At 69.5% G+C, this 24,515-nt stretch carries 23 protein-coding genes; 12 read left to right on the top strand and 11 right to left on the bottom strand.

What is annotated here, in order from left to right; genetic code table 11:
* Positions 1-3: 3 nt before the first annotated feature.
* Genes VGJ14_19055 through VGJ14_19065 form a run of 3 tightly spaced genes read left to right on the top strand, consistent with a single transcriptional unit; the run spans position 4 to position 2,996 of the window.
* The gene (locus tag VGJ14_19055; GenBank protein ID HEY2834527.1) at positions 4-459 is read left to right on the top strand and encodes a MaoC family dehydratase; all 456 of its coding nucleotides are present in this window, start codon (positions 4-6) and stop codon (positions 457-459) included.
* Positions 460-1,278, top strand: coding sequence for a CoA ester lyase (locus VGJ14_19060; protein ID HEY2834528.1), 819 nt, complete (start codon positions 460-462; stop codon positions 1,276-1,278). It begins immediately after the preceding gene.
* Complete coding sequence (locus VGJ14_19065) at positions 1,275-2,996, top strand: biotin carboxylase N-terminal domain-containing protein (GenBank protein HEY2834529.1); 1,722 nt, start codon at positions 1,275-1,277, stop codon at positions 2,994-2,996. Before VGJ14_19060 ends, VGJ14_19065 begins: the two co-directional genes overlap by 4 nt.
* Here the strand turns inward: VGJ14_19065 and VGJ14_19070 are convergent.
* Genes VGJ14_19070 through VGJ14_19085 form a run of 4 tightly spaced genes read right to left on the bottom strand, consistent with a single transcriptional unit; the run spans position 2,993 to position 5,104 of the window.
* A complete protein-coding gene (locus VGJ14_19070) occupies positions 2,993-3,589 on the bottom strand; it encodes a TetR family transcriptional regulator (protein ID HEY2834530.1) in 597 nt (198 codons plus the stop codon). The two genes, VGJ14_19065 and VGJ14_19070, sit on opposite strands and share 4 nt — an antisense overlap.
* Positions 3,586-3,759 (bottom strand): rubredoxin, encoded by a 174-nt coding sequence (locus tag VGJ14_19075; GenBank protein ID HEY2834531.1) that lies wholly within the window; start codon positions 3,757-3,759, stop codon positions 3,586-3,588. The genes VGJ14_19070 and VGJ14_19075 overlap by 4 nt, the downstream gene beginning before the upstream one ends.
* Entirely contained in the window at positions 3,756-3,920 is a 165-nt protein-coding gene (locus VGJ14_19080) for a rubredoxin (GenBank protein ID HEY2834532.1), read from the bottom strand. Before VGJ14_19080 ends, VGJ14_19075 begins: the two co-directional genes overlap by 4 nt.
* Entirely contained in the window at positions 3,917-5,104 is a 1,188-nt protein-coding gene (locus tag VGJ14_19085) for an alkane 1-monooxygenase (GenBank protein ID HEY2834533.1), read from the bottom strand. Before VGJ14_19085 ends, VGJ14_19080 begins: the two co-directional genes overlap by 4 nt.
* Positions 5,105-5,234: 130 nt before the next feature.
* Here VGJ14_19085 and VGJ14_19090 point away from each other — a divergent pair, with 130 nt between their 5' ends.
* From VGJ14_19090 to VGJ14_19110, 5 genes are all read left to right on the top strand, one after another.
* Positions 5,235-6,425, top strand: a complete 1,191-nt coding sequence (locus VGJ14_19090; protein ID HEY2834534.1) for an acyl-CoA dehydrogenase family protein — start codon at positions 5,235-5,237, stop codon at positions 6,423-6,425.
* 14 nt (positions 6,426-6,439) lie between these two features.
* Positions 6,440-7,186, top strand: coding sequence for a 3-oxoacyl-ACP reductase FabG (gene fabG / locus VGJ14_19095; protein ID HEY2834535.1), 747 nt, complete (start codon positions 6,440-6,442; stop codon positions 7,184-7,186).
* A 15-nt stretch (positions 7,187-7,201) separates the two neighbouring features.
* Positions 7,202-8,410, top strand: a complete 1,209-nt coding sequence (locus VGJ14_19100; protein HEY2834536.1) for an acetyl-CoA C-acetyltransferase — start codon at positions 7,202-7,204, stop codon at positions 8,408-8,410.
* A complete protein-coding gene (locus tag VGJ14_19105; protein HEY2834537.1) occupies positions 8,410-8,862 on the top strand; it encodes a MaoC family dehydratase in 453 nt (150 codons plus the stop codon). The genes VGJ14_19100 and VGJ14_19105 overlap by 1 nt, the downstream gene beginning before the upstream one ends.
* A gap of 75 nt (positions 8,863-8,937) precedes the next feature.
* Positions 8,938-9,318: a hypothetical protein gene (locus VGJ14_19110; protein HEY2834538.1), complete on the top strand. Its 381-nt coding sequence runs from the start codon at positions 8,938-8,940 to the stop codon at positions 9,316-9,318.
* A 15-nt stretch (positions 9,319-9,333) separates the two neighbouring features.
* Here VGJ14_19110 and VGJ14_19115 read toward each other — a convergent pair whose 3' ends face one another.
* Complete coding sequence (locus VGJ14_19115) at positions 9,334-12,462, bottom strand: BTAD domain-containing putative transcriptional regulator (GenBank protein ID HEY2834539.1); 3,129 nt, start codon at positions 12,460-12,462, stop codon at positions 9,334-9,336.
* Positions 12,463-12,576: 114 nt separating this feature from the next.
* Here VGJ14_19115 and VGJ14_19120 point away from each other — a divergent pair, with 114 nt between their 5' ends.
* Entirely contained in the window at positions 12,577-12,930 is a 354-nt protein-coding gene (locus VGJ14_19120) for a cupin domain-containing protein (protein HEY2834540.1), read from the top strand.
* A gap of 42 nt (positions 12,931-12,972) precedes the next feature.
* Here the strand turns inward: VGJ14_19120 and VGJ14_19125 are convergent, their stop codons facing one another.
* Genes VGJ14_19125 through VGJ14_19150 form a run of 6 tightly spaced genes read right to left on the bottom strand, consistent with a single transcriptional unit; the run spans position 12,973 to position 19,268 of the window.
* On the bottom strand, positions 12,973-13,983 hold the full coding sequence (locus VGJ14_19125; GenBank protein HEY2834541.1) for a TIGR03617 family F420-dependent LLM class oxidoreductase: 1,011 nt from the start codon (positions 13,981-13,983) through the stop codon (positions 12,973-12,975).
* A gap of 16 nt (positions 13,984-13,999) precedes the next feature.
* Positions 14,000-15,538: an acyl-CoA carboxylase subunit beta gene (locus VGJ14_19130; protein ID HEY2834542.1), complete on the bottom strand. Its 1,539-nt coding sequence runs from the start codon at positions 15,536-15,538 to the stop codon at positions 14,000-14,002.
* Positions 15,535-17,322 carry an acetyl-CoA carboxylase biotin carboxylase subunit gene (locus VGJ14_19135; GenBank protein ID HEY2834543.1) on the bottom strand — a complete coding sequence of 596 codons (1,788 nt, stop codon included), beginning with the start codon at positions 17,320-17,322 and terminating at the stop codon, positions 15,535-15,537. Before VGJ14_19135 ends, VGJ14_19130 begins: the two co-directional genes overlap by 4 nt.
* Positions 17,323-17,328: 6 nt before the next feature.
* Complete coding sequence (locus VGJ14_19140; protein ID HEY2834544.1) at positions 17,329-17,613, bottom strand: 4Fe-4S binding protein; 285 nt, start codon at positions 17,611-17,613, stop codon at positions 17,329-17,331.
* A gap of 3 nt (positions 17,614-17,616) precedes the next feature.
* Positions 17,617-18,084: a hypothetical protein gene (locus VGJ14_19145; protein HEY2834545.1), complete on the bottom strand. Its 468-nt coding sequence runs from the start codon at positions 18,082-18,084 to the stop codon at positions 17,617-17,619.
* Complete coding sequence (locus VGJ14_19150) at positions 18,084-19,268, bottom strand: ferritin-like domain-containing protein (protein HEY2834546.1); 1,185 nt, start codon at positions 19,266-19,268, stop codon at positions 18,084-18,086. Before VGJ14_19150 ends, VGJ14_19145 begins: the two co-directional genes overlap by 1 nt.
* A 778-nt stretch (positions 19,269-20,046) precedes the next feature.
* On the opposite strand from VGJ14_19150, the gene VGJ14_19155 reads away from it, so the two are divergent.
* The 3 genes from VGJ14_19155 (at position 20,047) to VGJ14_19165 (ending at position 24,231) form a co-directional block, all read left to right on the top strand.
* Positions 20,047-22,410 (top strand): molybdopterin cofactor-binding domain-containing protein, encoded by a 2,364-nt coding sequence (locus VGJ14_19155; protein HEY2834547.1) that lies wholly within the window; start codon positions 20,047-20,049, stop codon positions 22,408-22,410.
* Positions 22,411-22,441: 31 nt separating this feature from the next.
* On the top strand, positions 22,442-22,915 hold the full coding sequence (locus VGJ14_19160) for a (2Fe-2S)-binding protein (protein ID HEY2834548.1): 474 nt from the start codon (positions 22,442-22,444) through the stop codon (positions 22,913-22,915).
* Positions 22,916-23,124: 209 nt separating this feature from the next.
* Entirely contained in the window at positions 23,125-24,231 is a 1,107-nt protein-coding gene (locus VGJ14_19165) for a hypothetical protein (protein ID HEY2834549.1), read from the top strand.
* The last annotated feature ends 284 nt before the right edge of the window (positions 24,232-24,515 follow it).

The raw sequence follows: 24,515 nt of genomic DNA on the forward strand, positions 1-24,515 counted from the left end.
GCCGTGACCGGCCTGTATTTCGAGGACTGCCCGGTCGGGTTCACGGTGGAACACGCCACCCGCCGCACGGTGACCGAGACGGACAACGTCCTGTTCACCACGATGACCATGAACCCGGCGCCGCTGCACCTGGACCACGACTATGCCTCGCGCACCGAGTTCGGCCGCCCGCTGGTGAACTCCATGTTCACCCTCGCGCTGGTGGTCGGGCTGTCCGTGCAGGGACTCACCCAGGGCACCGTGGTTGCCCAATTGGGCGTCAGCGAGGCGGTGTTCCCCAACCCGGTCTTCCAGGGGGACACCATCTCGGTGACCTCCGAGGTGACCATGGCCCGGGAGTCCAAGTCCCGACCGGAGGTCGGAGTGCTGGAGATCGCGCATGTCGGGGTGAACCAACGCCGTGAGGTCGTGTGCCGGTGCAAGCGCACCGTGCTGATGTATCGACGGGGGAACGGCTGAATGCGCAGCCTGCTGTTCGTCCCCGGCAACCGCGTGGAGCTGCTGGCCAAGGTCGGCCGGTCCGCGCCGGATGCCGTGGCGGTGGACCTGGAGGACGCCATCCCGGCGGACGGCAAGGACGCCGCGCGCGAGGAGGTCACCGCCGCCCTGCGCGCGGGTCGACCGGAGTTCGGCGGGCTGTTGCTGGTGCGCATCAACGCCGTGGGTAGCGAGCACCACGAGGCGGACGTGGCCGCGTGTGCGGGGTTGATCGGCGCCGGCGAGTTGGACGGCGTGGTGTTGCCCAAGTACGAAGCCGTCGCCCAACTGACCCAGCTACAGGCCGCGCTGCCGGGCGGCAGCCACATCATGGTCGGGGTGGAGAACGCCCTCGGCGTGGCTGATGCCCGCCCCCTGCTCGCCGCCGAACCCCAGTCGGTGTACTTCGGTTCCGACGACTTCGTCGCCGACCTCGGCGGGCGGCGTACGGCCGCCGGCACCGAGGTGCTGTACGCCCGCAGCGCGGTGCTGCTGGCCGCGACCCTGGCCGGGGTACCCGCCCTCGACCAGGCAGTCGTCGCGGTGCGCGACGAGGACACGTTCCGCTGCGACGCGAACGTCGGTCGGAACCTGGGCTACGGCGGCAAGATCTGCCTGCACCCCACGCAGGTGGCCATCGCGCATGAGGTGTTCACCCCGGACGCCGCGGCGGTGGCGCACGCGCACGCGGTACTGGCCGCCGCCACCCACGGCGTGGGCATGGTCGACGGGGTGATGGTCGACGCGGTGCACGTGCGCATGGCCCGTGACGTGCTGAGCCGGGCCGGGGAACTGCGATGAGGCTGACCGACGAGCCCGGCCGACCGCTGCGCTCGGTGCTGGTCGCCAACCGCGGCGAGATCGCGGTGCGCATCCTGCGGGCCGCCGCGGATGCCGGGATGCGCGGCGTGGCCATCCACACCCCGCCCGATGCCGGCGCCCTGCACGTGCGCCGCGCCGTGGAGTCGGTCGCGATCGAGGACTACCTGGACATCGACGCGGTGGTCGACTCCGCGCTGCGGGCCGGCGTCGAGGCAGTGCACCCCGGCTACGGCTTTCTCGCCGAGAACGCCGAGGCCGCCGCCGCGGTGACCGCCGCGGGTTTGGTGTGGATCGGCCCCCCGGCGCCGGTGATTGCCGCTCTGGGCGACAAACTGACGGCCCGTCGGATCGCCCGGTCCGTCGGGGCGCCGCTCACCGCGGGCACCGATGCCATTGACGACATCGCTGCGGTGGAAAACTTCGTCGCCGAGCACGGGCTGCCCGTGCTGCTGAAAGCCGCGTTCGGCGGCGGCGGGCGCGGGATGCGCGTGGTGCGCGAGGCGGCCGCTATTTCGGAGGCGTTCGCCGCGGCGAGCCGGGAGGCGGCAGCCGCGTTCGGTCGCGGCACCGTCTACGTGGAGCGACTGCTGGAGGGTGCCCGGCACGTCGAGGTGCAGGTGCTCGCCGACGACCACGGCACCGTGCTGGTCATCGGCCTGCGGGACTGCTCGGTGCAGCGGCGCAACCAGAAACTGGTCGAAGAAGCACCGGCCCCGTCGTTGCCGGACGGCGTTCGGGATCGCCTGGTCTCCTCCGCGCGGGCCATCTGTGTGGCCGCGGGCTACCGCGGTGCGGGCACGGTGGAGTACCTGGTCGGCCCCCACGGTGAGGTGTCCTTCCTCGAGGTGAACACCCGGCTGCAGGTGGAGCACCCGGTCACCGAGGAGACCACCGGCGTGGACCTGGTCGCCGAGCAGTTCCGGATCGCCGCGGGTGCCCGGTTGGTGTCGGCGCAGGACCCGGTCTCGCACGGCCACGCCATCGAGTTCCGCCTGGTCGCGGAGGACCCGCATGCCGGCTTCGTCCCCGCCCCCGGCACGGTCACCGCGCTGCGGTTGCCCAGCGGTCCGGGGGTGCGCTGGGACGGGGGAGTGGAGGCCGGGGACACGGTCGAGGGCCGCTACGACTCCATGTTCGGCAAGCTGATCGTGTCCGGTCCGGACCGGCCGAGCGCGCTGCGCCGGGCCCGTCGGGCGCTGGCCGAGTTCGAGGTGGCGGGGGTGCCCACGCCGATCGCCTTCTACCGCTGGCTACTGGACCACCCGGGTTTCGCCGGCCCGGACTTCGCGGTGCACAACCGCTGGGTCGAGGCGGTCATTGCCGACCTGCCCAAACCCGAGGTCCCGCTCGATCGCATCGTCGTCCGCGTCGGCCGGCGCAGCATGCCGGTCGACCTGCCCGGTCTGGCCACCCTCGGCGAGCGTGCCGCCGAGGTCGCGGCCACCCTGCGCGGGGCCGGTGACGCCGGCCCCGCCGATTCGTTGGTGCTGGCCCCGATGCAGGGCACCATCGTCAGCGTCGCGGTCAAGGAGGGTGACGTCGTCGCCCCGGGCGACCTGATCGCGGTGCTCGAAGCGATGAAGATGCAGAACCCGGTCACCGCGGCCGTGGCGGGGACCATCACCGACCTCCGCGTCAGCGTCGGCGACACTGTCACTCACCGCCAACACCTGTGCGAAGTCCTCGAGCAGGTCTAGCCCAGGGCCGCCTCGATCAGCCAGCCGACGTCGGCGGCGGTCTGCTCCGGGGTGCCGCTCGGCTGCATCATGTGACTGAGCGTCAGGCGGACCAGGTTCTCGATGATCATGGCCAGCCGGTCGGCGGTAACCGGGATGGGGTAGCCGTGCTCGGTGATCACCGTGCCGAGGAAGCCGGTGGCGTTGGCGATGAGGTCGGCGGAGTCGGTGGTGAGCAGGGGGAGCAGGTCGCTGCCGCCGGTGTGCGCCGATTCGAAAATGGCGTGCACCAACGGGTTGGCCACCGAGGTCTCCAACGCGCCGCGGCAGGCGGCCTGCAGCGCCGGGCCGAGCTCGGATTGCGCGGTCATCCGGTCGCGCACGATCTCCAGGAACCGGGCCAGCTCGCGGTCCACCAGCGCCTGGGCGATCTGTGGCTTGGAGCCGAGTTCGTTGTAGACGGTCTGCCGGCTGACCCCGACCACCTCGGCGATCTTCGCCATGGTGACCGCGGTCCATCCGGACTCGGTGGTGATCGCCGCGGCCGCGTCCAGCAACCGCTCGTGCAGCAGCGTCGCCACGGTTTGGTGGAAGTCCGGTTGCGCGGCGGTCATGCCGGGGTGACCTCGACCATCGCGAAGTCGGCCTTCGCGGCGCCGCAGTCCGGGCAGGACCAGTCGTCGGAGAGGTCCTCCCAACGGGTGCCCGGCGCGATGCCCTCCTCGGGCCAGCCCTCGGCCTCGTCGTACTCGAACCCGCACACCGCGCAACGCCAGATCTTCACGAGCCGACCTCCTGGAAGTCCTGTGCCTCGCGCACGCCGCAGTCGGGGCAGCACCAGTCGGGATCGATCGCGCTCAGCGGCGTCCCCGGCTTCCAGCCCTCCCGGACAGCGCCTTTCTCCTCGTCGTAGACGTAACCACATCCGGGGCAGCGGAACTTCATCCGATGCTCGCTGCGGCCGTCGTGGCGTAGCGGCGCAGCAGCTGCTCGCGCTTGCGTGGCTGCAGGTTCGCCAGCGTGACGTCGCCGTTGTAGTGGGCCAGCACCCGGTGGTCCATCACCCGGCGCCACAAGGGCGGGACGGTGGCCAGCAGGATCATCCCGGCGTACCCGGTGGGTAGCACCGGGGCGGACTCGAAGTCGCGCAGTGCCTGATAGCGCCGGGTCGGGTTGGCGTGGTGATCACTGTGCCGCTGCAGGTGGTAGAGCAGCACGTTCGTGCCGATGTTGTTCGAGTTCCACGAGTGCCGCGGCGCCACCCGCTCGTAGCGGCCGGAGGCGGTGCGCCCGCGCAGCATGCCGTAATGCTCGAGATAGTTGACGACCTCCAACAGCCAGAAGCCGAACACGGCCTGCGCCAGCAGGTAAGGCAGGATCCCCGGCCCGAAGGCAACCGTGACGCCGACCCAGAGCACCAGCGACATGGCCCAGGCGTTGAGCACGTCGTTGGTGGGGGAGAACGTGCGCTGCCGGCAGCGAGCCAACCGCTCGCGCTCCAGGTGCCACGCGCTGCGCACGCCGCCGGCCACGCTCCGCGGCAGGAACGCCCACAGGCTCTCGCCCAACCGCGAGCTGGCCGGGTCCTCGGGCGTCGCCACCCGCACGTGGTGCCCGCGGTTGTGCTCGATGAAGAAGTGGCCGTACCAGCTCTGGGCGAGGGCGACGCGGGCATACCAGCGCTCGTGCTCCTCCTTCTTGTGCCCGAGTTCGTGCGCGGTGTTGATGGCAACGCCACCGACCACACCGAGGCTGGACGCGATGCCGATCTTGTCGACCACGGACAACGAGCCGCGGCTCAGCATCCAGGCGCCCCAGACGAACACGGCGACCTGGAACGGCAGATAGAGGTAGGTCAGCCAGCGGTAGTAGCGATCCGCCTCCAGCGACGGGACCATCTCCTCCGGTGGGTTGTTCGGATCGGTCGGCACGATGACATCGGCCAGCGGCACCACGACGAACAGGAACAACGGCCCGGAGAACCAGAACACGCTCCACCCGGTGGCGGCGACCAGCCCCCAACCGAGCAGCGGCAGGCCGGGGATCAACGCCCCGAGCAGCCACAGGTACCGCTTGCCGTCCCGCCACGCCAGGCTCGCGTTCGGCGCGGGGATTGTCGTTGCACTCACCGCAGGCTCCCTTCTGGTCGACTTGACACAAAAGTACAAGATGTCAAGTAACTTTACAAGAGCTATGTGAATGTAAACCGGCGGGCCCGTCTAGGTTTGACAGGATCCGGCGGATCGCGGAGGTTCTGGCATGAGTGAGCGCGCGGTGCGCACCCCCGAGGTGTCCGACGAGGACTTCGAGGCCATCCGGCTGCTGGTCCGGGACTTCGTGCGCAACCGGGTGATGCCGCGCGAGCAAGAGATCATGGACACCGACGCGGTACCCGAGGACCTGCGCAAGCAGGCTGCGGAGATGGGCCTGTTCGGCTACACGATTCCGGAGCAGTGGGGCGGGCTCGGGCTGGACGTGGTGCAGGACGCCGAGCTGGCCATGGAGCTGGGCTACAGCTCCGTCGCCGTACGTTCCATGTTCGGCACCAACAACGGCATCGCCGGGAAGGTACTGGTCAATTTCGGTACCCCGGAACAGAAGGGTGCCTGGTTGGCCCGGCTGGCCTCCGGTGATGTGGTCGCCTCCTTCGCGCTCACCGAACCCGGCGCCGGCTCCAACCCGGCCGGGCTGCGCACCCGTGCCCAACGCGACGGCGACGACTGGGTGATCAACGGGCAGAAGCGGTTCATCACCAACGCGCCGCTGGCCGGGCTGTTCGTGGTGTTCGCCCGCACTCGACCGGCCGACGAGACCGGCACCGGCATCGCGGTGTTCCTGGTGCCCGCCGATACGCCCGGCGTCGAGGTCGGGCCCAAGGACAAGAAGATGGGACAGGAGGGCGCCTGGACCGCGGATGTCTCGTTCACCGACGTACGGGTGCCCGCAGGTGCACTGGTCGGCGCCGACGAGGAGGCCGGCTACCGCGCCGCGATGACCTCACTGGCCGCCGGCCGCATTCACGTGGCCGCCTTCGCCGTGGGCATCGCGCAGCGGGCGCTGGACGAATCTGTCGGCTACGCCGCGGTGGCCACCCAAGGTGGCGTCCCGATCGGGGATTTCCAGTTGGTGCAGGCGATGATCGCCGACCAGCAGACCGGGGTGATGGCCGGGCGCGCGATGGTCCGCGAGGCGGCCCGGGCGTACGCCGACGGCTCGGACACCCGCATCGGCCCCTCGGCGGCGAAGTTGTTCTGCACCGAGATGGTGGGCAAGGTCGCCGACCTGGCCGTGCAGGTGCACGGGGGTAGCGGGTACATGCGCGACGTGCCGGTGGAGCGCATCTACCGCGAGGTTAGGTTGTTGCGGCTCTACGAGGGCACCAGCGAGATCCAGCGGTTGATCATCGGCGGCGGGCTGGTGCGCGCGGCGCAGCGGCGCGCCCGCGGCTGAGGCAAGGAGTGGACATGGGACAGCCGTTGTTGGCCGGCCGCACGGCCGTGGTCACCGGCGCCGCGCAGGGCATCGGCTACGCCATCGCGGAGTTGTTCGCGGCCGAGGGCGCCCGGGTGGTGCTCGGCGACCTCAACGGCGATGCAGTGGAGTTGGCCGCCAAGCAACTCGGTGGCCCCGAGGTGGCCCGCGGGCTGCGCTGTGACGTGACGCAGTCCGCCGAGGTCGACGCGTTGGTGGCCGCCGCGGTCGAGGCCTTCGGATCGGTGGACGTGATGGTGAACAACGCGGGCATCACCCGCGACGCCACCATGCGCACGATGACCGAGGAGCAGTTCGACCAGGTCATCGACGTGCACCTGAAGGGCACCTGGAACGGCACCCGAGCCGCGTCGGCGATCATGCGCCGGCAGCAGCGCGGCGCGATCGTGAACATCTCCTCGATGTCCGGCAAGGTCGGCATGGTCGGGCAGACCAACTACTCCGCGGCCAAGGCCGGGATCGTCGGGTTGTCCAAGGCCGCGGCCAAGGAGATGGCGCACCACGGGGTGCGGGTCAACGTCATCCAACCCGGCCTGATCCGCTCGGCGATGACCGAGGCGCTGCCCCAGCACATCTGGGACCAAAAGGTTTCCGAGATTCCCCTGCAACGGGTGGGGGAGCCCAGCGACATCGCGTCGGTGGCGCTGTTCCTGGCCAGCGATCTGTCGTCGTACATGACCGGCACCGTGCTCGAGGTGTCCGGCGGACGGTTCATGTGAGAAGGAGTGTTCGGCGTGCGTGATGTGGTGATCTGCGAGCCGGTGCGTACGCCGATCGGGCGCTTCGGTGGTTCGTTCAAATCCCTGACCGCGGCTTCGTTGGGCGAGATCGTGTTGCGCGGTCTGCTCGAGCGCACCGGAGTGGATCCGGCCGCGATTGACGACGTGGTGCTCGGGCACTGCTATCCGAGCGCCGAGGCGCCGGCCATCGGCCGGGTCGTCGCGTTGGACGCCGGGCTGCCGATCACCGTCCCCGGCATGCAGCTCGACCGCCGCTGCGGCTCGGGCCTGCAGTCCGTGCTGCAGGCCGGCATGCAGGTGGCCACCGGTGTCAACGACGTGGTGGTGGCCGGCGGCGCGGAGAGCATGAGCAACGCGATTTTCTACGCCACCGACATGCGGTGGGGCGTGAGGACTCCGGCGGTCAGTCTGCACGACGCCCTGGCCCGCGGGCGGGCCACGGCGGGCGGGCGTGATTACCCCGTCCCCGGCGGCATGTTGGAGACCGCGGAGAACCTGCGTCGGGAGTACCGCATCCCCCGCGCGGAACAGGACGAACTCGCGGTGCGCTCACACCAGCGCGCCGTGGCCGCGCAGCAATCCGGGGTGTTCGACGAGGAGATCGTGCCCGTGCCCGTGCCCGGCAAGGGCGGCCCGACGGTGGTCACCCTCGACGAGCACCCGCGGGCGGACACGACGACGGAATCACTGGCCAAGTTGCGTCCGGTACTGGGCAAACAGGACCCCGAGGCCACCGTGACCGCAGGCAATGCCAGCGGGCAGAACGACGCCGCGGCCGTGTGCCTGGTCACCCACCCGCAGCGGGCCGTGGAACTCGGGCTGCGCCCGTTGGTGCGGCTGGTGTCCTGGGGCGTCGGCGGCGTGGAGCCGTCCCGGATGGGCATCGGCCCGGTGCCGGCCACCGCGGCGGCGTTGGACCGCGCCGGGTTGAAACTCGCCGACATCGACCTGATCGAACTCAATGAAGCGTTTGCCGCGCAGGTGCTCGCCGTCACTCGGGAGTGGGGACTGGCGGCGAGCGACTTCGACCGGCTCAACGTGCACGGCTCGGGCATCTCGCTGGGCCACCCGGTGGGCGCCACCGGCACCCGGATCCTGACCACGCTGGCCCGGGAAATGGCGCGCCGCGAGGTCCGCTACGGACTGGAAACCATGTGCATCGGCGGCGGACAGGGCCTGGCGGCAATCTTCGAGCGTGTGTGATGCACGCCTTCGCCTCGCTGGAGGAAGTGGCGGAGGCGGTGGGCCACACGTTCGGGCCCACCGAGGGGTTCATGGTTGACCAGGACTGCATCGCCGGGTTCGCCGGCGCCACGCAGGACAATCAGTGGATCCACGTCGATGTGGCCCGGGCGGCGGATGGCCCGTTCGGGACCACGATCGCGCACGGCTTCCTGACGTTGTCGCTGATCCCATACTTCGCCCAGCAGTTGTACTCGCTGGATTTCGCCACAGCCCGAATCAACTACGGCCTGAACAAGGTCCGGTTCCCCTCGATCGTGCCGGTGGGATCAGCGCTGCACGGCTCGGCAACGGTGCTCGACCTGACCCGGCAACAGACCGGCTCGTTGCTGACCATGCGCTATGTGGTGCAGGTGGCGGGTGCGGCCAAGCCGGCGTGCATCGCGGAAACGTTGACCTTCCTGCCGCGGTAGGCACGCACTCGCCGCGCACTGCAAAGCCACTGCAACCCGGCCGGCGCACGGTAGCCGCGGACTGAGGAGGAACGAATGGCTGCTGCGGTGGACCGGTTCCTGGCGGCGGTGGAGAACGCCACGATTCCCGACTGCGACGTGTGGTCCATCGACGCGGTACTGGATGCCACCGTGCCGAATTGGCGTTTCCACCGTCGCGGTCCCGCGGAGATCCGCCGCGAGTACGCGCGCTGGTTCGCCGACAAGGGCACCTTCGAGGACCTGCGACGCTGGCCGATCGACGGCGGCGAGGTGGTCGGCTACCTGCTGTCCTGGACCGAGCAGGGCATGCCGCATGCGGCGCACCATTTGCACGTGCTGGCTATCGACGGTGGTCGGATCGCGCGGGACACGGTCATCTGCGGCGGCCGCTGGCCGGCGGCGCTGCTGGCCGAGATGGAAGCCGCGGACGACTGAGTCGAACGGCGACCCTCAGCAGGCGCCGCGCCGCCACTGCGCGGCCTGCTGAGCGACGTGCGCCAACGCCAGCGCACTGCGCTCGCCACAGTCGGCCGCCAGTCGGCGGCCCGAGGCCTCTGCCCGATCGACCCAGTCGGTAACGCGGAGATCGGCGCCGGCATCACCGACCCACCACCATGCCTCAATGGCCACCGTGCGTTCGATCTCGGCGAGGTCGGCAGCGATCTTGTCGAGGTCGATCGGCACACCCAGTCGGCGCCGGGCCCGGGCCGCGAGCAGCCGCGCCGGTGCGGCGTATCGCGGCACCCCGAGCGCTTCGGCATGCTCGGCCAATTTTCCGGCCAGGTCGGCCGCCTGCTCGAACGAATCGGTCAGCAACGCCAACCGGGCGCGGAGCAACCGCGACTTCAACGCCAAGCGCCAGCCGAACACCAGGGTCGCCGTGGCCTGCGCATCCGCCCGCCGCAACCACGCCGCGGCGCCGTCGGGATCCCCGGCGGTGAGCCGTTCGTCGGCGAGGTCCTGCAGGGCCGCGATCTGCACGTCGGCGGTCCGTTCCGATTCGACCAGGGCCAGTGCCGTTCGGTGCGCTTCGACGCCCTCGTCGATCGCGCCGATGTTGCGCAGCACCCAGCCGGAGAAGTTCACCCCACGGCCGCCGAACCGCGGCATGTCGCGCCGCTCCACCTCCTCGGTGTACCGGGCCAACGCCGCCAAGGCCTCGGCCGGGCGCCCGGCCAGGGCCTGCGCGTGCCCACTGAACAACAGCGCGTGCAACGTCGCCGCGGTGTGCTCCACGGCGCCGTGCGAGGCCGCCGGCCGCATCAGCGTCAGCGCCTCGTCGACGCGGCTCTGATGGGCCCTCAGAATGCCGAGCCAGGCCGAGGCGGTGATCCGGTCCCGCCCCGTCGCGGCGGCCAGCGCAGCGATCAGCCGGTGCTCTGCCTCGCCCAGTTCACCGCGGGCGTGCAGGGTCCGACCCCCGACCATCAGACAACGCACCCGTACCGCCGGGTCGGCCGCGGTCAGCTCACCGGCGCGGGCGTAGGAGATCGCGAGGTCGAAATCGCGGTCGAAATACGCCGCCCAGGCGCCGACCTCCTGCGCGTCGATGCCATCGGCCTGCGCCGCCTCGACGTCCGCCAGCGCGTCGGCGTAGCGGCCCCGCCGGGTCCGCACGTGGGCCCGCGCCCGCCGCGCCTCACCGTGCGGGTGCAACTGCAGCGCCTCGTCCAACAACCGTTCGGCCGTGGCGTGGTCGAATCGCTCCCCGGCCCGCGATGCGGCCACCACCAACGAGCGCGCAGCCAACGGTCGGTCGCCGCCCAGCCGCGCGTGCTCGGCCAACGTCAGCGGGTCGGCGTCCGGGCGCCCGGCCATTGCTCGCCCGGCCTCCCGGTGCAGCAGCGCGACCCGGCCCGCTGTCGCGTCGGCGGTCAGCGCCCCCCGCACCAACTCGTGTCGGAACCGGAACTGCCCGCCATCCTCGATCAGCAGTCCCCGCCGGGCCGCGAGCTCGGCATGGTCCAGCATGGTCAGCGAGCTCGACCCGAGGATCGTGGCCAACAGGTCGACGTCCAGGCGCGGGCCGAGCACCGCGGCCGCGCGCAGTGCATCACCGGCCGGGCCCAGTTCCGCGCAGCGCGCCGACACTGCCACGACCAGCGAGGCGGGTACTTCGCCGGGCGGTGCGGCCATCAGCTCGGACAGGAACAACGGGTGGCCGCCGGAGCGGGCGTGCAGTTCCTCGGCCCGCGCGACACCCACCAGTTGGGCGGTCGCGTCCGCGTCGAACGGACCGAGCTCGATTGTCGCGGTAGCGGGCAACTCCTCGCCCTCGCCGGTACGGGCAGCGGCCACCACCAACAACCCCAACCGCCGACGCACCAGGAACCGCAACCAGTCCGCGAGCGCCGATCCCGCCAGGTGCACGTCATCGAGAACCAGCAGCACCCGGCCCCGGGCGGGCAGCCGGGCGAGCACGCCGGCCAACGCGGTGTACAGCACCGCCGGACCGACCTCTCGGTTGGCCAACAGCGGTTCCGTCGAGGCCCCGCCCAGCGTCGGGTCCAGCATTGGCGAGAGCATCGACTGATCCGACCCGAGTGCCTCCGCAGCCCGGGCCGGGGGCAGCCGGCGCAGCTCTTCGCCCAGCGCGACCAGCACCGCGTCCAGCGGAGCCGACCGTTCCAACCGGCCACACGCCGCGGCCAGCACCGCGTCACCCGCGGCCCGCCGACGGGTCACGAAGGCTTGCAGCAGGGTGGTCTTGCCGATTCCCGCTTCGCCGATCACCGTCACCAGCTCGGTGTCCGCAGTGCCGCGGGCTGCCAACTCGTCCAGCCGCGCCAACTCCGCCCGTCGGCCGACCGGCACCGCGCGCTCGCTCCGGCCGGTGGTTGGGGTGGCGGCCTGTTCGCCGCGCAGGATTGCCACGTGCAGTGCGGCGGTCTCCGCGGCCGGCTCCGCACCCAACTCATCGACCAACCGGTCGCGCAGCCGTGCGTACGCAGCCAACGCCTCACCCGGCCGACGGGCCGCCATCTGAGCCCGCATCAGCAGCCGCACGGCATGCTCGTCGAACGGCTCCGCCGCCACGTCCGCGTCCAGGATCGCTACGGCGTCCAGACCGTGCCCGGCCGCGACCAGTGCGCCGGCCGCCGTTTGTCGGGCCCGTCGCACGGTGCGCTGCACCGCGGCCACCTCTGTCTGCGCCCAGTTGCCCGGCAGATCGAGCGTTGTGGGTCGGCCGCGGACCAGCGCCAGCGCGATCCGGGCGGTGGCCACCGCGCCGGCCGGGTTGCCCGCCGCGGCCCGTCTCTCGGTTTCCGCGACCACGGCGTCCAGCTCGTCGAGGTCGAGCCAGTCGTAGGCCAACCGGTAGCTGCCGTCGCCGTGCTGCACCCGGTCGGTGCCGATGCGGCGGCGGATGCGACTTGCCAGCACCGCGACCTGGTCGCTCGGGTTCGTCGGCGGTGTCGTCGGCCACAGCGCTTCGACGATGACGTCGGTTCGCACCCCCACCCCGCGACCCAGGGCGAGCAGGGCAAGTAGCTGGCGGGCCTTGCGGCTGCCGAGATCGGCGAGATCGACGCCGTCGACAGCGAAGGCCCCCAGTAGCCGCACGGTCAGCGTCGCCACGAGCCAGATCCAACCGCCGCCGGCACCCAACGCGCCACTGATCTGCAAGCCGGCTGCAAACCCGTAGGGCCACGCTCGTCGATGTCACCCGAACATTGACCCGAGGAGCACACCATGAGCACCGCCGAGCAGCGCAACTTCTCCACTCCCGACGAGACGCGCGCCTTCGAACGCGGCGCGTTGGACCTGATGAAGATCGCGGGCAGCGAAATCGGTCGACTCACCCTGCAGCCGGGCTGGCGCTGGTCGGACCACGTCAAGCCGCTCGCGGGCACCGAGCTGTGCGAGGCCCCGCACTTCCAGTACCACGTCCAGGGCACGCTGCGGATCCGGATGCACGACGGCAGCGAGTTCGATGCCGTGGCCGGCGACGTCACCGCTTTGCCGCACGGACACGACGCCTGGGTGGTGGGTGAGGAGCCCGTCGTGGTCGTGGATTGGTGGGGCGCGAGCAATTACGCGAAATGAGCGGTAACAGTCCGCCTTCGGCGAACGCCCGGCGCATCCCGATCAGCCGGCGAACGCTGCGGTGATCTTGCGCGCGGAGGGATCGGCCAGCGGCGGCAGCGTGTACAGGCTGATCCGGTCGCACAGGCCGTCGTAGCGTTCCCGGGCCTTGCGTGCCGCCTCCTCCCAGGTGTCCGCGACCACGGCGAACTCGGGCACCAACTCGTCGGGCACCGCGCGCAGCAAACCCGCCTGGTCGCCGTTGGCCATCAGTTCATGCAGCCGGTCGTTGAGCGCCCCGTAGCCGTGCAGTTCCAACGGCGGGCGGTAGGTCCGGGTGGAGCCGTAGAAGGCCAACTGAGTACGGATGTATTCATCCATCCGCCGGCCCTCCTCGCCCTGCCCGACCAGGGTGAGTACCTGCGCGCTGACCGTGAAATCTGCCCGATCGCGGCCCGCCCTGCACAGACCTGCGTCTATCTCCGGCAGGGCCACCTCGCGCAGGTACCGGGCGCTGTGGAACGGGTGGATGTGCACCCCGTCCGCCACCTCGCCGGACATGCGCAACGCGACGGGGTTGACCGCCGCGAGGTAGGTGGGCGGCGGCGCGAACTGGATCGGGCCGGGGTTGAAGAAGTCGGGCAGCATGTCCAGGCGGTAGTGCTCGCCGCGGAATTTGAGCGGTGCATCGCCCTGGAAGGCGGCGTACATCTGACGCAACGCCAGAACCTGTTCGCGCAGCTTGGCCAATGGCGTGGCGAACGGCACCGAGAAGCGCCGCTCGTTGTGCCGTTTCACCTGCGTGCCCAGGCCCAGAATGAAGCGGCCGCGGCTGGCCCGCTGCAGTTCCCAGGCGGTCAGGGCGGTGACCATTGGGCTGCGCACGAACGCCAGCGCGACCGCCGTGCCGATGTCGATGCGGCTGGTCGCCTGCGCGGCGGTGGCGCACGACAGAAAGGGATTGCCGGCGACCTCGGTGGTCCACGCGCCGTCGAAGCCGGCGTCCTCGGCCAGCCGCACCGTGGTGGCCGCATCCTCCAGAACCGGGTTCACCAGCAACAGGTCGAGCTTCACGTGAGCGACCTCCGCCTCAGACCGGGTAGATGCCGTTGCGGCGCTCGGCCGGAAGGGCCGGCCGGCGGGAGTAGGCGGTGAACCGGACGATGAGGTCGTCGCGCAACCGGGCACCGGACACGACTTCCTCGACGGAGTTCTCCGAGGCGACCCGGAACACATCGATGTTCGCCTCGTACTCGACCCGTTTGGCGTCGATGAACGCGGCGCGCTCCACTTCGTCCTCGATAGCCACGATCCGGTTGTAGTGGATCGCGTTGACGGCCGCGGCCGGCCCCATCAGCGCCGGCTTCGCGGTGGCCAGCGCCAACACGGCGTCCGGCGCCGTCGGGCTGCCGGACATGGCCAGATAGCCGCCGCCGTAGGCCTTTCGGACCAGCACCGAGATGCGGGGGACCCGGGCCTGGCAGACGGCGAAGAGCATCTTGGCACCGTGCCGGATGATCCCCTGGCGCTCCACCTCGGCCCCGACCATGTAGCCGGCGTTGTCGCACAGGAACAGTAGGGGCACGTTGAACGCGTTGCAGATCCAGATGAAGCGCGCCGCCTTGTCCGAGGAATCGGCGAACAGCACGCCGGCCTTGTGCAGCGACTGGTTGGCGAGGATGCCCACCGAACGCCCGCCCAGGCGGGCGAATCCGCAGACAAGTTCGCGGGCGAACAGTTCCTTGTAGGGGAAGAACGTGCCCTCATCGACGATCGCGTCGATGAGCTCCTCGACGTCGAAGGGCACCGCTTCGTGGGTCGGCACGATCTCCTCGATCGACCGGCCCGCGGTGGCCGGCCACCCGGTGACCGCCGGCGGTTGCTGCTCCCAGGAGGACGGTAGGTAGGACAGCCAGACGCGCAGCGCCGCGATCGCCTCGGCGTCGCTGTCCACCAGCATGTCGCCGAGCCCCGAGTCGCGGCAGTGCATCTCCGCGCCGCCCATCTCCTCCATGCTCACCTGCTCCCCGGTGACCATCTCGGCCAGTCGGGGCGACCCGATGTACGCGGTGGCATGACCGCGCACCATCACCACGAAGTCGCACAGCCCCGGCACATAGGCCGAACCGGCGGGCGATGGGCCGAACAGCGCGCAGACCTGGGGCACCCGCCCGGAGAACTGCACCAGGTTGTAGAAGATGTTGCCCCACGCGTGCCGGCCGGCGTAGCTGTCGAACTGCTCGTCGATGCGGGCCCCGGCCGCGTCGACCAGATACAGGATCGGGACGCCGATGGCGTCGGCCCGCTGTTGCAGGTGGGTGATCTTCTCGAAGGTGCGCCGCCCCCAGGTGCCCGCTTTCACCGTGTAGTCGTTGGCGATCACCGCCACCGGCCGTCCGTCGACGTGGCCCATGCAGGTGACCACCGCGTCGCCGGCCAGTCCCTCCTCGGACCGGGCGAGCAGGCCGTCCTCGAAGTACGGCTCGTCGTCGAGCAGCAGGGCGAGGCGATCACGCACCAGCAGTCGCCCCGCGGCCACGTGCTTGGCGCGGGCCGTTTCCGACCCGCCGAGGCGGGCCGTCGCGAGCCGATCGGCCAGTTCCGCGTGGACGTCGCGTTCGGTGGTCACCGCGCCTCCTCGGTGGTGTCGCCGTCGCCGATCAGCACGACGACCTCGTCGGCGCGCACCGCCTGCCCTGGCGTCACGGCAACCTCGAGCACGGTGCCGGCGCGTTCGGCGGTGAGCGTCGACTCCATCTTCATTGCCTCGATCACGCACACCGGTTGGTCGACCACCACCCGGTCACCGACCTCCACCAGCACCTTGACGATGCGCCCTTGCATGGGGCTGATGACGGTGCCCGAGGACCCGCGTGAGCCGGCGGACTTGGTCCCACGCCGTCCGCTCGGCGGCGCACTCGCCGCCACACCGCGCTGCGCTGCGGCCTCGACGGCGTTGGTGAAACGGGGCACGGTGTACCACCGTCCGCCCACCTCAACCTCGGCGGCGGGGCACGGTGGGCCGGCCGCCGGTGCGGCCTGCGGGACGACGACGCCGGCCAGGTCGAGCCGCTCCTCGACCCAGCGGGTGGAATGCCGCGCGGCGCGAAAGTCGGCGTGGGCGAGGATCGCGAGATGGGCGGGGATGGTGGTGGCGATGCCCTGGATCTTCGTCTCACCCAGCGCCCGGACCATGCGCGCGATGGCCGTTGTGCGGTCTGCTCCGCACACCACCAGCTTGCCCACCAGGTTGTCGTAGAACGGTGGGACCTCGTCGCCCGCCTGGTAACCCGCGTCCCACCGCACACCGGGCCCACCGGCCGCGACCAGTGCGGTGATCGTGCCGGGGGAGGGCAGGAACCTTCCCCCGGTGGGGTCTTCGGCGTTGATCCGGCACTCGATGGCGTGCCCTCGACAGGCGACTTCGGCCTGGGTGAGGCGCAACGGTTCCCCGGCCGCCACCCGCAACTGCTCGACCACCAGGTCGATGCCGGTGGTCAGCTCGGTGACCGGGTGCTCGACCTGCAACCGGGTGTTCATCTCGAGAAACCAGAAATCCCCGGGCGGGTCGTAGAGGAACTCCACCGTCCCTGCGTTGATGTAGCCGCATGCCCGGGCCACCCGCACGGCCGCCTCGCCCATGGCCCGGCGCAGGTCGTCGGGGAAGTCCGGGGCCGGCGCCTCCTCCACCAACTTCTGGTGGCGGCGCTGGGCCGAGCAGTCGCGCTCGCCCAACCACAGGTAGTTGCCGTGCGCGTCGGCGAGGATCTGCATCTCGACGTGGCGCGGCCAGGTCAGGTACTTCTCGACGTAGCATTCGGCCCGCCCGAAACCCGCCAGCGCCTCCGAGCGCGCGGATTTGAAGGCGGCGGGCACCTCCTCGGGGGAACGCACCACCCGAATTCCCCGGCCACCCCCGCCGAAGGCCGCCTTGATCGCCACCGGCCAGCCGCACTGCTCACCGAAGGCGACGACCTGGTCGGCGCAGGTCAAGACCTCGGTGGTGCCCGGCACGCCGGCCACGCCGGCCTTCTCCGCGGCGATGCGGGAGGACACCTTGTCGCCCATGATCTCGATGGCCGCGGGCGGCGGCCCGACGAACACGACTCCGGCGGCGGTGATCGCCCGGGCGAAATCGGCGTTCTCCGAGAAGAACCCGTAGCCGGGATGCAGGGCCTCGGCGCCGGACCGCGCCAGCGCATCCAGCACGGCCGCGGTGTTCAGGTAGGACTCGGCCGCGGTCTGTCCACCCAGGGCATACCGTTCGTCGGCCAGTCGCACGTGCAGAGAATCGGCATCCACGTCGGAATGGACGGCCACGGTGGCGATACCGAGTTCCCGGCAGGCGCGGATCACCCGGACGGCAATCTCGCCCCGGTTGGCGACCAACACCTTCGAGAACGGCCTGTGCACCGCCGCTCAGCCCCGGCCCTTCGCCCAGGCCTGCAGATCCTTGATCTTCATGTAGCCGCCGGATCCCGCGATGAAGCCCAGCTTCCGCGCATCGTGGATGGCGTCCACCGGGCACACGGGCACGCACAGTCCGCAGTCGATGCACTTCTCCAGTTCGATCACCACGCGACCCATGAAGTCGTCCGGGACCTGCTCTATGGCCTCGACCTTGCCCGGACACGCCGGCACGCAGGCACCGCACCCGATGCAGGTTTCGTCGACATAGAAATGGCCGGGACGACCGGACGCCACCGGTCAGCGGCTTTCGGGGAAGATCGTCGATATCTCCGCCGAGGCGTTGAAGAACTCCTGCAGGCTTTGGTTGAACCGGAAGAACAGGTCCCGCCGCAGGGGATCCTCGGACCAGGCGCGCATTGGGGTCCCCGGCAGGCTCAACCGGTTCAGCGAGTGCTCGAGGTCCGGTCGTCCATTACCCGCCGCGACGTTCTCGATCATCTCCTGCCAAATGTCCAGGTCGGCCTCCAGCACGAAATCTGCGCGGTCCACCTCCTCGTCGTCGACCTCGTCGACCCTGGTGACCGAGAACTCCTCGAAGGTGACCTGGAAGTGCCGGGCACCGCCGTGCGGGGTCGCCTCGAAAACAGTGAACTGGGCAACGCAATCGATGGTTCCGGTCCGCATGTGCAGGTCTCGTTGCTGATCCATGAGCTTGCCGAGAACCTCGAACCATTCGACGGACGGGAAGCCGACGGCCGCCGCCATCACGACCGCCCGGGCAGGTTCTCCGGGATTCCGCAGCGGTCCCGCCGGTTGAAGCCGGCCCGATCGCAGCGTTGCAGGTACTCCTCGCGCAGCGTGGTCCACAGGAAGCCCACGCCGTCCATGCCCTCGTCAATGTCCTTGAGACTGCCGCCCATGAGCACCGCAACGGGCTCCAGCAGGCAGGGATCGACGAACGAGGTGAGCAGGATGTTCTCGCCCAGGTCCGCGAACCTGTGCATGCGCTCCATGGCGGCCGCGGGGTCGGGGTGGTTCTCCAGGTAGCTCTTCAATTCCAGGGTTCCGTAGGCGACGTGGCGAGCTTCGTCCTGCATGCAGCGGCGGAAGATCTCCCGGTCGGTGTGCGTCTTGGCCAGGAATTCCCCGGCGCGGAAGATGGAGAGCACGAAGCCCTCGCCGAGCACGTTCAGGAAATACGTGCCCGAGGTGTGCGTGGGTGCCTCCAGGATGGCCTTGAGCGACCACTCGAAGGCCGGGCTGGCGTGCAGCAGGCCCCCACCGCCGGCCAGCGCCCGCTTGCGGAACACCTCGGTGTGCCGGGCCTCGTCCATCATCTGGCTGACGAGGAAGTTCTTCACTTCGTAGTAGTCGGCCGGGATCTTGTGGATCCACCGCGACGGGAAGTCACCGGCGACGAATTCGACCTCGGTGAGGAATGTGGAGAACTGGCACATGGCCATCTCCAGCTCTTCGGACGCCGGCTCCAGCTCGGCCCACGGAATGTCCGTCGTCGAGTTCCACTGCCGGGCCTTCGCCTCTTCGTAGAGGGTCGTGACGTTGTCGGCCCACACCTCGTACTTCTCGAGCAGCGTGTACTCCTCGATGACCGGCATCCGGTCTGCATACGGCTTGCGGACCGAGCCCCGGGGCGAGAGGTTCCGGCACTCGGCAACGTCGGGAATGGTCCCGTAGGCCTTGGACCGGTTGATGTCGTTGAAGGTCAGACCGCGGGGCGACGGCTTGGCCCGGGTGCCCCAATGGGCGTCCTCGGTGTTGGTCCAGTGCAGCGAGTACGAGCCCCGCTCGAGCCGATCGAGGTTCTCCTGGAGCACGTCGCCCCACACCTGACGATGGGCTTCGAAGGTTGCGTTCCATTCCTCAAACGCTGCTTCCTCGAGATCGGCCGCGGCGGGGGGCGCCTGGACGTTCTCCAGCGAACTGAGCATGTCTCGTCCCCTTCGGGTGGACCGCACGCCATTGGTGCGGCTGATTCGATCAGGTCGCAGCGGCGTGCGGAAGAGATCTGCCCGGCGTACCGGGGAACCCGGTCTGGTGAGCGGACCTGACGGGCCCTACATTGGGGGCGGCAAAGGTGGTCCGAGACTCCTCGACGATCACCCCTCGCCCGTTCAGGACCGCGCTCCGCCAAGCGAGCGGACGGTAAGACCGACGGACCTCCGGGGCAGCCTGCGGGTTGGCCCACAGCCCGGGCGGTCAGATAAAGAGGATCCCGGTGTGGCCCTCGCAGTTGCGGCCACAGAGCGACTTAGGGTGGGGCATTTGCTTCGCCAATGGCGTCTAAGATTCGCATTCGCGAATTGTTGAATTAGCCGCCGGTCCGCCGCTTGGCGCGGCAAACCCACCGCTCAGCGATGTCCGTTATGCGCGGGATTGCACAGGTGGATTCTCTTCAACAAACGTTAAGGATCGGCCGTCCGAAGTAGTCCCGGGTGGTTAGAATTTTAAGGCCATGTCCACTAAGTCGCCCGTTCCGGACCCGTCAGGTTCCGAAGCGGTTCGCGGCGAACGATGCCGGTGTTCTCGACATCCGGCGCGAAGGGGAGCCTCTATATGTCGCCCCAACCGCAATCTGGCACTAACTCCTTACCTAACGCGTCCCACAACGCTGTGGACACAAGCGCGCTCATGTCCCGTTCCACTGCTTTCGGTACGACTGCCCCGAACGGTGCTGCCGGTCTCCCCCGTCGGCGCTTCGTCGGTTACGTGCTCGCGGGCTCGACGCTGGTCGTGGCCGGCCGGTACGTCGTCGACCCCGACAACGCGGCGGCGGCGGACGGTTCCGCAGCTGCGCTGCGCAATGGCAACGGCACCGCTGTTGCCGACAACAAGATCCCGGCCGACAGCGGCGCGTCCCCCATCCCGAGCAACGACGAGCCGGCCGACGACTACGACTTCATGGACTTCATGCGGGAGCAGACCCGTGCGGTCACGCCGCTGCTGACTCTGGAGATGAAGCCCGACGGTCGCGTCCACTTCGACATGCCCCGCGTTGAGGTTGGGCAGAGCGTGGAATCCGGTGTCGCGCAAATCATCGCCGACCAGATGGAGATCGCCTACGACCAGGTCGACGTCACCCTGTCCAAGGCCCGCTTTGACCTGATGGACGCACAGCTCACCGGTGGGTCCTCGTCGCTCTACTCGCTGTGGGAGCCCCTGCGTGAGCTGAGTGAGCTCACTCGGCAGCGGCTGATCGGTGCTGCGGCGAAGCAGTGGAACACCTCGCCGAAGAACCTGCGTACCAACGGCGAGGGCTTCGTGCTCGGCCCGAAGGGCCAGCGCGCGAGCTACGGCTCGCTGGTGAACATTGCCGCGTCCGCGCAGAACCAGTTCGTCGGCACCCTGCTCAACGCGGCTCTCGGCCCGCCCAAGGGCGGCTGGATCGGCAAGTCCGTGCCCCGTAAGGACATCCGCGAGATCGTCACCGGGCAGAAGCAGTTCGCGATGGACCTGGATATTCCGGGTGCGCTGCCCACCATGATGTGTCGGCCCCCGACATTCAACGGGACGATCAACAAGGTCAACAACATGGACCAGGTGAAGGCCATGCCTGGTGTCCAGGACGTCGCGGTCTGCCAAGGGACGCACCAGTCCCAGGTCGTGGCGGTACGGGCGAACACCTTCGGCCAGTGCATCGACGCCGTTCGCGCGCTCGATGTCGACTGGAACGTCGGCAGCACGGGCCCGGTGAACAGCGACGACATCATGTCGAAGGTCGCCGCGGTGGGTCTGCCGATGGAGCCGGCACTGCCGGGTTCCGAGGTGTACGAGAACAGCTACACGTTCCAGTACCGCGTTTCCGGGCCGCTGGAGCCGAACAGTGCGGTCGCGGACGTCCGCGAGGACTCGGCCGAGATCTGGGCGGCGTCGAAGATTCCGGGTACCCCGCTGGCGATGACGGCGGAATACCTGAACCTGCCGCTGGACAAGGTCACCCTCAACGTGATCTATGGCGGCGGCTCGTTCGGCACCACGCTGCACGGTGACCGCATCATGGAAGCCGTGTACGCGTCGAAGGCCATCGGCAAGCCGGTGCGGCTCATGTGGCACCGCACCGACCAGGTCCGGTTCGGCCGTGCGCACCCCGGTTCGGTCTCCCACGTGCGGGCGACGAAGGTCGGCAACAGCGTCACCAGCTACACCCAGTGGCACGGCTCCGGCTGCTGCGACTTCACCCACAGCGCCGGTGACATCATCACCGGTCGGATGATGAAGAAGGACCCGAGTCACTACTGGGGCAACACCTCGGTGACCGACTGGTTCTACCAAATCGTCACCTCGGTCCCGTACAACTTCGGGCCCACCCGGACCGCCCTCACCGAGGCGTTCACGTACGACTTCCTGCCCACCGGGCCGGTGCGTAACGTGTACTCCCCCGACGTCGCGGTTGCTCGTGAACTGCTCGTCGAGGACCTCGCCGAGGCGTTCGGCATGGACGGCTACCAGTTCCGGCGCGCGTTCGCCAAGAACCCGAGCATGGTTGCCGCGCTCGACGCGGTTGCCAAGCGCGGCGACTGGGGTCGCACGATGCCCAAGGGCACCGCGCAGGCCATCGCCATCCACGGCGAGTACAAGTGCCAGCTGGCCTGCTTGATGGAGATCGACTACCGGCCGGCGACGATCGCGAAGAAGAAGGCCATGGGCGGGATCGGCCCGCGCATCACCAAGGCGATCTTCGCGGGCGCCATGGGCATCCCGGTCAACCCGGACGCGTGCAAGGCCCAGTTCATGGGCGGCATGATGGACGGCATCGCATCGGCGTTCGCCGAGGCGTTGGACTACCAGGATGGTCTGCCCCTCCAGGGTGCTTGGGACGACTACGGTTGGACCCGTCAGTGGGACACCCCGTTCGAGTCCGACTACATCGTCATCGACGATGGCAGCCTGGTGCCCAGTGGTACTGGTGAGACGGGCAACGGTGCCGGCTACGCCGCCGCCGCGATCGCCCTGCAGAAGGCGCTCGGCAAGAAGATCACCGAACTGCCGGTGTTCTTCCGGCAACAGCAGTTCACGCCGATCCCGAAGTCGCCTTCGATTCCGCAGAGCCCCACCAAGGCCCTTCCCATCTGACCTGACCTTCTGAAAACGAAAGGAGTTCTCCGTGTCTAACCACTCGTTCATCCTGAACGGCAAGAAGGTCAGCGTCGACGTCGAGGATGACGTCCGCCTGCTCTGGGTTCTGCGTGACATCCTGAAGGTTCGTGGTCCGAAGTACGGTTGCGCTATCAATGAGTGCAAGGCCTGTACGTCGCACCTCAACGGCAAGGCCTTCACGCCGTGCTCCGTCTCGATCAAGTACATCAAGCCGCACGACCACGTCACGACGATCGAGGGCTTGGCCGACACCCACAAGGGCGCGGGTCTTCACCCGGTGCAGGAAGCCTGGATGAAGCACTCAGTCCCGCAGTGCGGGTACTGCCAGCCCGGCCAGATCATGGCCGCGTCCGCCCTGATCGCGAAGAAGAAGGGCAAGAAGATCACCGACAACGATCTCGACGGGATCCGCAACGTCTGTCGGTGCAACACCTACCCGCGTATCCGCGAAGCCATCAAGGATGCCTCGCAGCACATGTAGGTAGGTAGTTGTTGGGTGGTTCACCCAACATCAGCGACACAACGAGGGCCCGACCGGTCACCACCGGTCGGGCCCTCACTCCGTGCGGGAGACTCGTCTTGTCGGGATCCCCGGGTTAGCCTTCTCCAACAACGACCCGGTTTGCACCATTTGTGACTGGGCTAGACATACTTTGGTGGTTCAGGTAGGCGGACGAAAGGCAGTGAGCAATGGCGGCGATCCCTCCGCACGACCGGGCAGGCGCGGCGGTGAAGCGCACCGCGCTGGGTGCAGTGAAGGTCACGGCCACCGGCGCCACCATTGCGTTCGTTATTGCCAGCACGGCAGTGCCGGCCTTCGCTGAGCAGATCCCGGGGAAATGCTCCGAGGCGCTCGGGCGCGTGACCTGTGTCTACAACGACCCCACCGTCGCCGATTACGTGCTGCACGTCCCGGCCGGGGTGAGCGACGTGAGCATCGAGGCGCACGGCGCGGCAGGCGGTGACGGCGGCACCGTCAACTCCAAGGTTCCGGCTCCCAAGGGCGGGCTCGGCGGGTACGCCGCGGCCACCTTCCCGGTCCACCCCAGTGAGGTCCTGCACGTTCTGGTGGGTGGGCGCGGCCGGAGCGCGGACGGCACGAAACCCGGTGTGGGCGGACGCAACGGTGGTGGCGGCGGCGGCGGCGGCGCCGCCGGCGGTGGGGGCGGCGGTGGCGCCTCCAGCGTCCGGATCAAGTTGCCCGGCGAGGACCCCCGCATCATCGTGGCCGGTGGCGGTGGTGGCGCCGGTGGTGCCATGGCCTCGACGGCCGTCTCGCAGGCGGGTGGCGGTGCCGGTGGCGGCGACCGTGGCGACGATGGGCAGGGTGACTTCTTCGGCCAGGGCGGCGAGGGGGCATGCGGACCCTCGGGCGGGGCCGGCCTGGGAACCCTGCTCGGTTTGGACGGTCACAGCGGCTACGACGCGAACTGGGGCGGCGGCGGCGGCGAGGGTGGCTATGGCGCCTCGACGACCATCAAGCACTCGGGCACCTGGGCCGGCGGCCCGACCGGCGCCGGCGGCGGTGGCGCCGGGTATGCCGGTGGCAGCGGCGGTGCGGCGGGGGCGACCGTCGGTGGTGGCGGCGGCGGGGGCAGCGGGATGGTTGCCACGTCCGCGCTGGCGCCGACCGTCGCGCGGTTCGGCTCGTCCACCTTGCTGCTGGGTAAGGGCTCGGTCGACGACGGCGTGGTCATCATCCACTACCGGCTCCCGCTCACTGGTGGGCACAGCCGGTCTGCGCCCAGTCCTGCGGTTCGGCACGACCTTGCGACATCCAATGAGCAACACGGGTAGTTCCTGACGACAGACCCTGAGGTCCGCCCGGCATCGCGCCGGGCGGGCCTGTCCATCGTGCTCAGCATGGCCGCAAAGAATCAGAACATTGCGTTCCTGGTCGCCCTCGCGTTCGCGGTCGCGGCGCCGGCCAGGCCGGAGCGGAGAAGGCAAGCGTGCACTGAGGTTCAGCCTCGCGTCGTCCTGACGCCACCGTGCCTGAAAGGCGGCCCGCGCAGTCTGCGGCAAGCTGAGACAAATTTAACAACGACCGTTCGTCGCACGATCAGCGGTGATGCGGCGGG

The sequence above is a fragment of the Sporichthyaceae bacterium genome, from assembly GCA_036493475.1.
Taxonomy (GTDB): Bacteria; Actinomycetota; Actinomycetes; order Sporichthyales; family Sporichthyaceae; genus DASQPJ01.

What these genes read in the sequence shown, in the direction of transcription:
- VGJ14_19150 (HEY2834546.1), bottom strand. Translation starts at nt 19,268, where the DNA reads ATGCTCAGTTCGCTGGAGAACGTCCAGGCGCCCCCCGCCGCGGCCGAT.
- VGJ14_19090 (HEY2834534.1), top strand. Translation starts at nt 5,235, where the DNA reads ATGAGTGAGCGCGCGGTGCGCACCCCCGAGGTGTCCGACGAGGACTTC.
- VGJ14_19105 (HEY2834537.1), top strand. Translation starts at nt 8,410, where the DNA reads ATGCACGCCTTCGCCTCGCTGGAGGAAGTGGCGGAGGCGGTGGGCCAC.
- VGJ14_19110 (HEY2834538.1), top strand. Translation starts at nt 8,938, where the DNA reads ATGGCTGCTGCGGTGGACCGGTTCCTGGCGGCGGTGGAGAACGCCACG.
- fabG (HEY2834535.1), top strand. Translation starts at nt 6,440, where the DNA reads ATGGGACAGCCGTTGTTGGCCGGCCGCACGGCCGTGGTCACCGGCGCC.
- VGJ14_19165 (HEY2834549.1), top strand. Translation starts at nt 23,125, where the DNA reads ATGGCGGCGATCCCTCCGCACGACCGGGCAGGCGCGGCGGTGAAGCGC.
- VGJ14_19060 (HEY2834528.1), top strand. Translation starts at nt 460, where the DNA reads ATGCGCAGCCTGCTGTTCGTCCCCGGCAACCGCGTGGAGCTGCTGGCC.
- VGJ14_19145 (HEY2834545.1), bottom strand. Translation starts at nt 18,084, where the DNA reads ATGGCGGCGGCCGTCGGCTTCCCGTCCGTCGAATGGTTCGAGGTTCTC.
- VGJ14_19070 (HEY2834530.1), bottom strand. Translation starts at nt 3,589, where the DNA reads ATGACCGCCGCGCAACCGGACTTCCACCAAACCGTGGCGACGCTGCTG.
- VGJ14_19065 (HEY2834529.1), top strand. Translation starts at nt 1,275, where the DNA reads ATGAGGCTGACCGACGAGCCCGGCCGACCGCTGCGCTCGGTGCTGGTC.
- VGJ14_19080 (HEY2834532.1), bottom strand. Translation starts at nt 3,920, where the DNA reads ATGAAGTTCCGCTGCCCCGGATGTGGTTACGTCTACGACGAGGAGAAA.
- VGJ14_19120 (HEY2834540.1), top strand. Translation starts at nt 12,577, where the DNA reads ATGAGCACCGCCGAGCAGCGCAACTTCTCCACTCCCGACGAGACGCGC.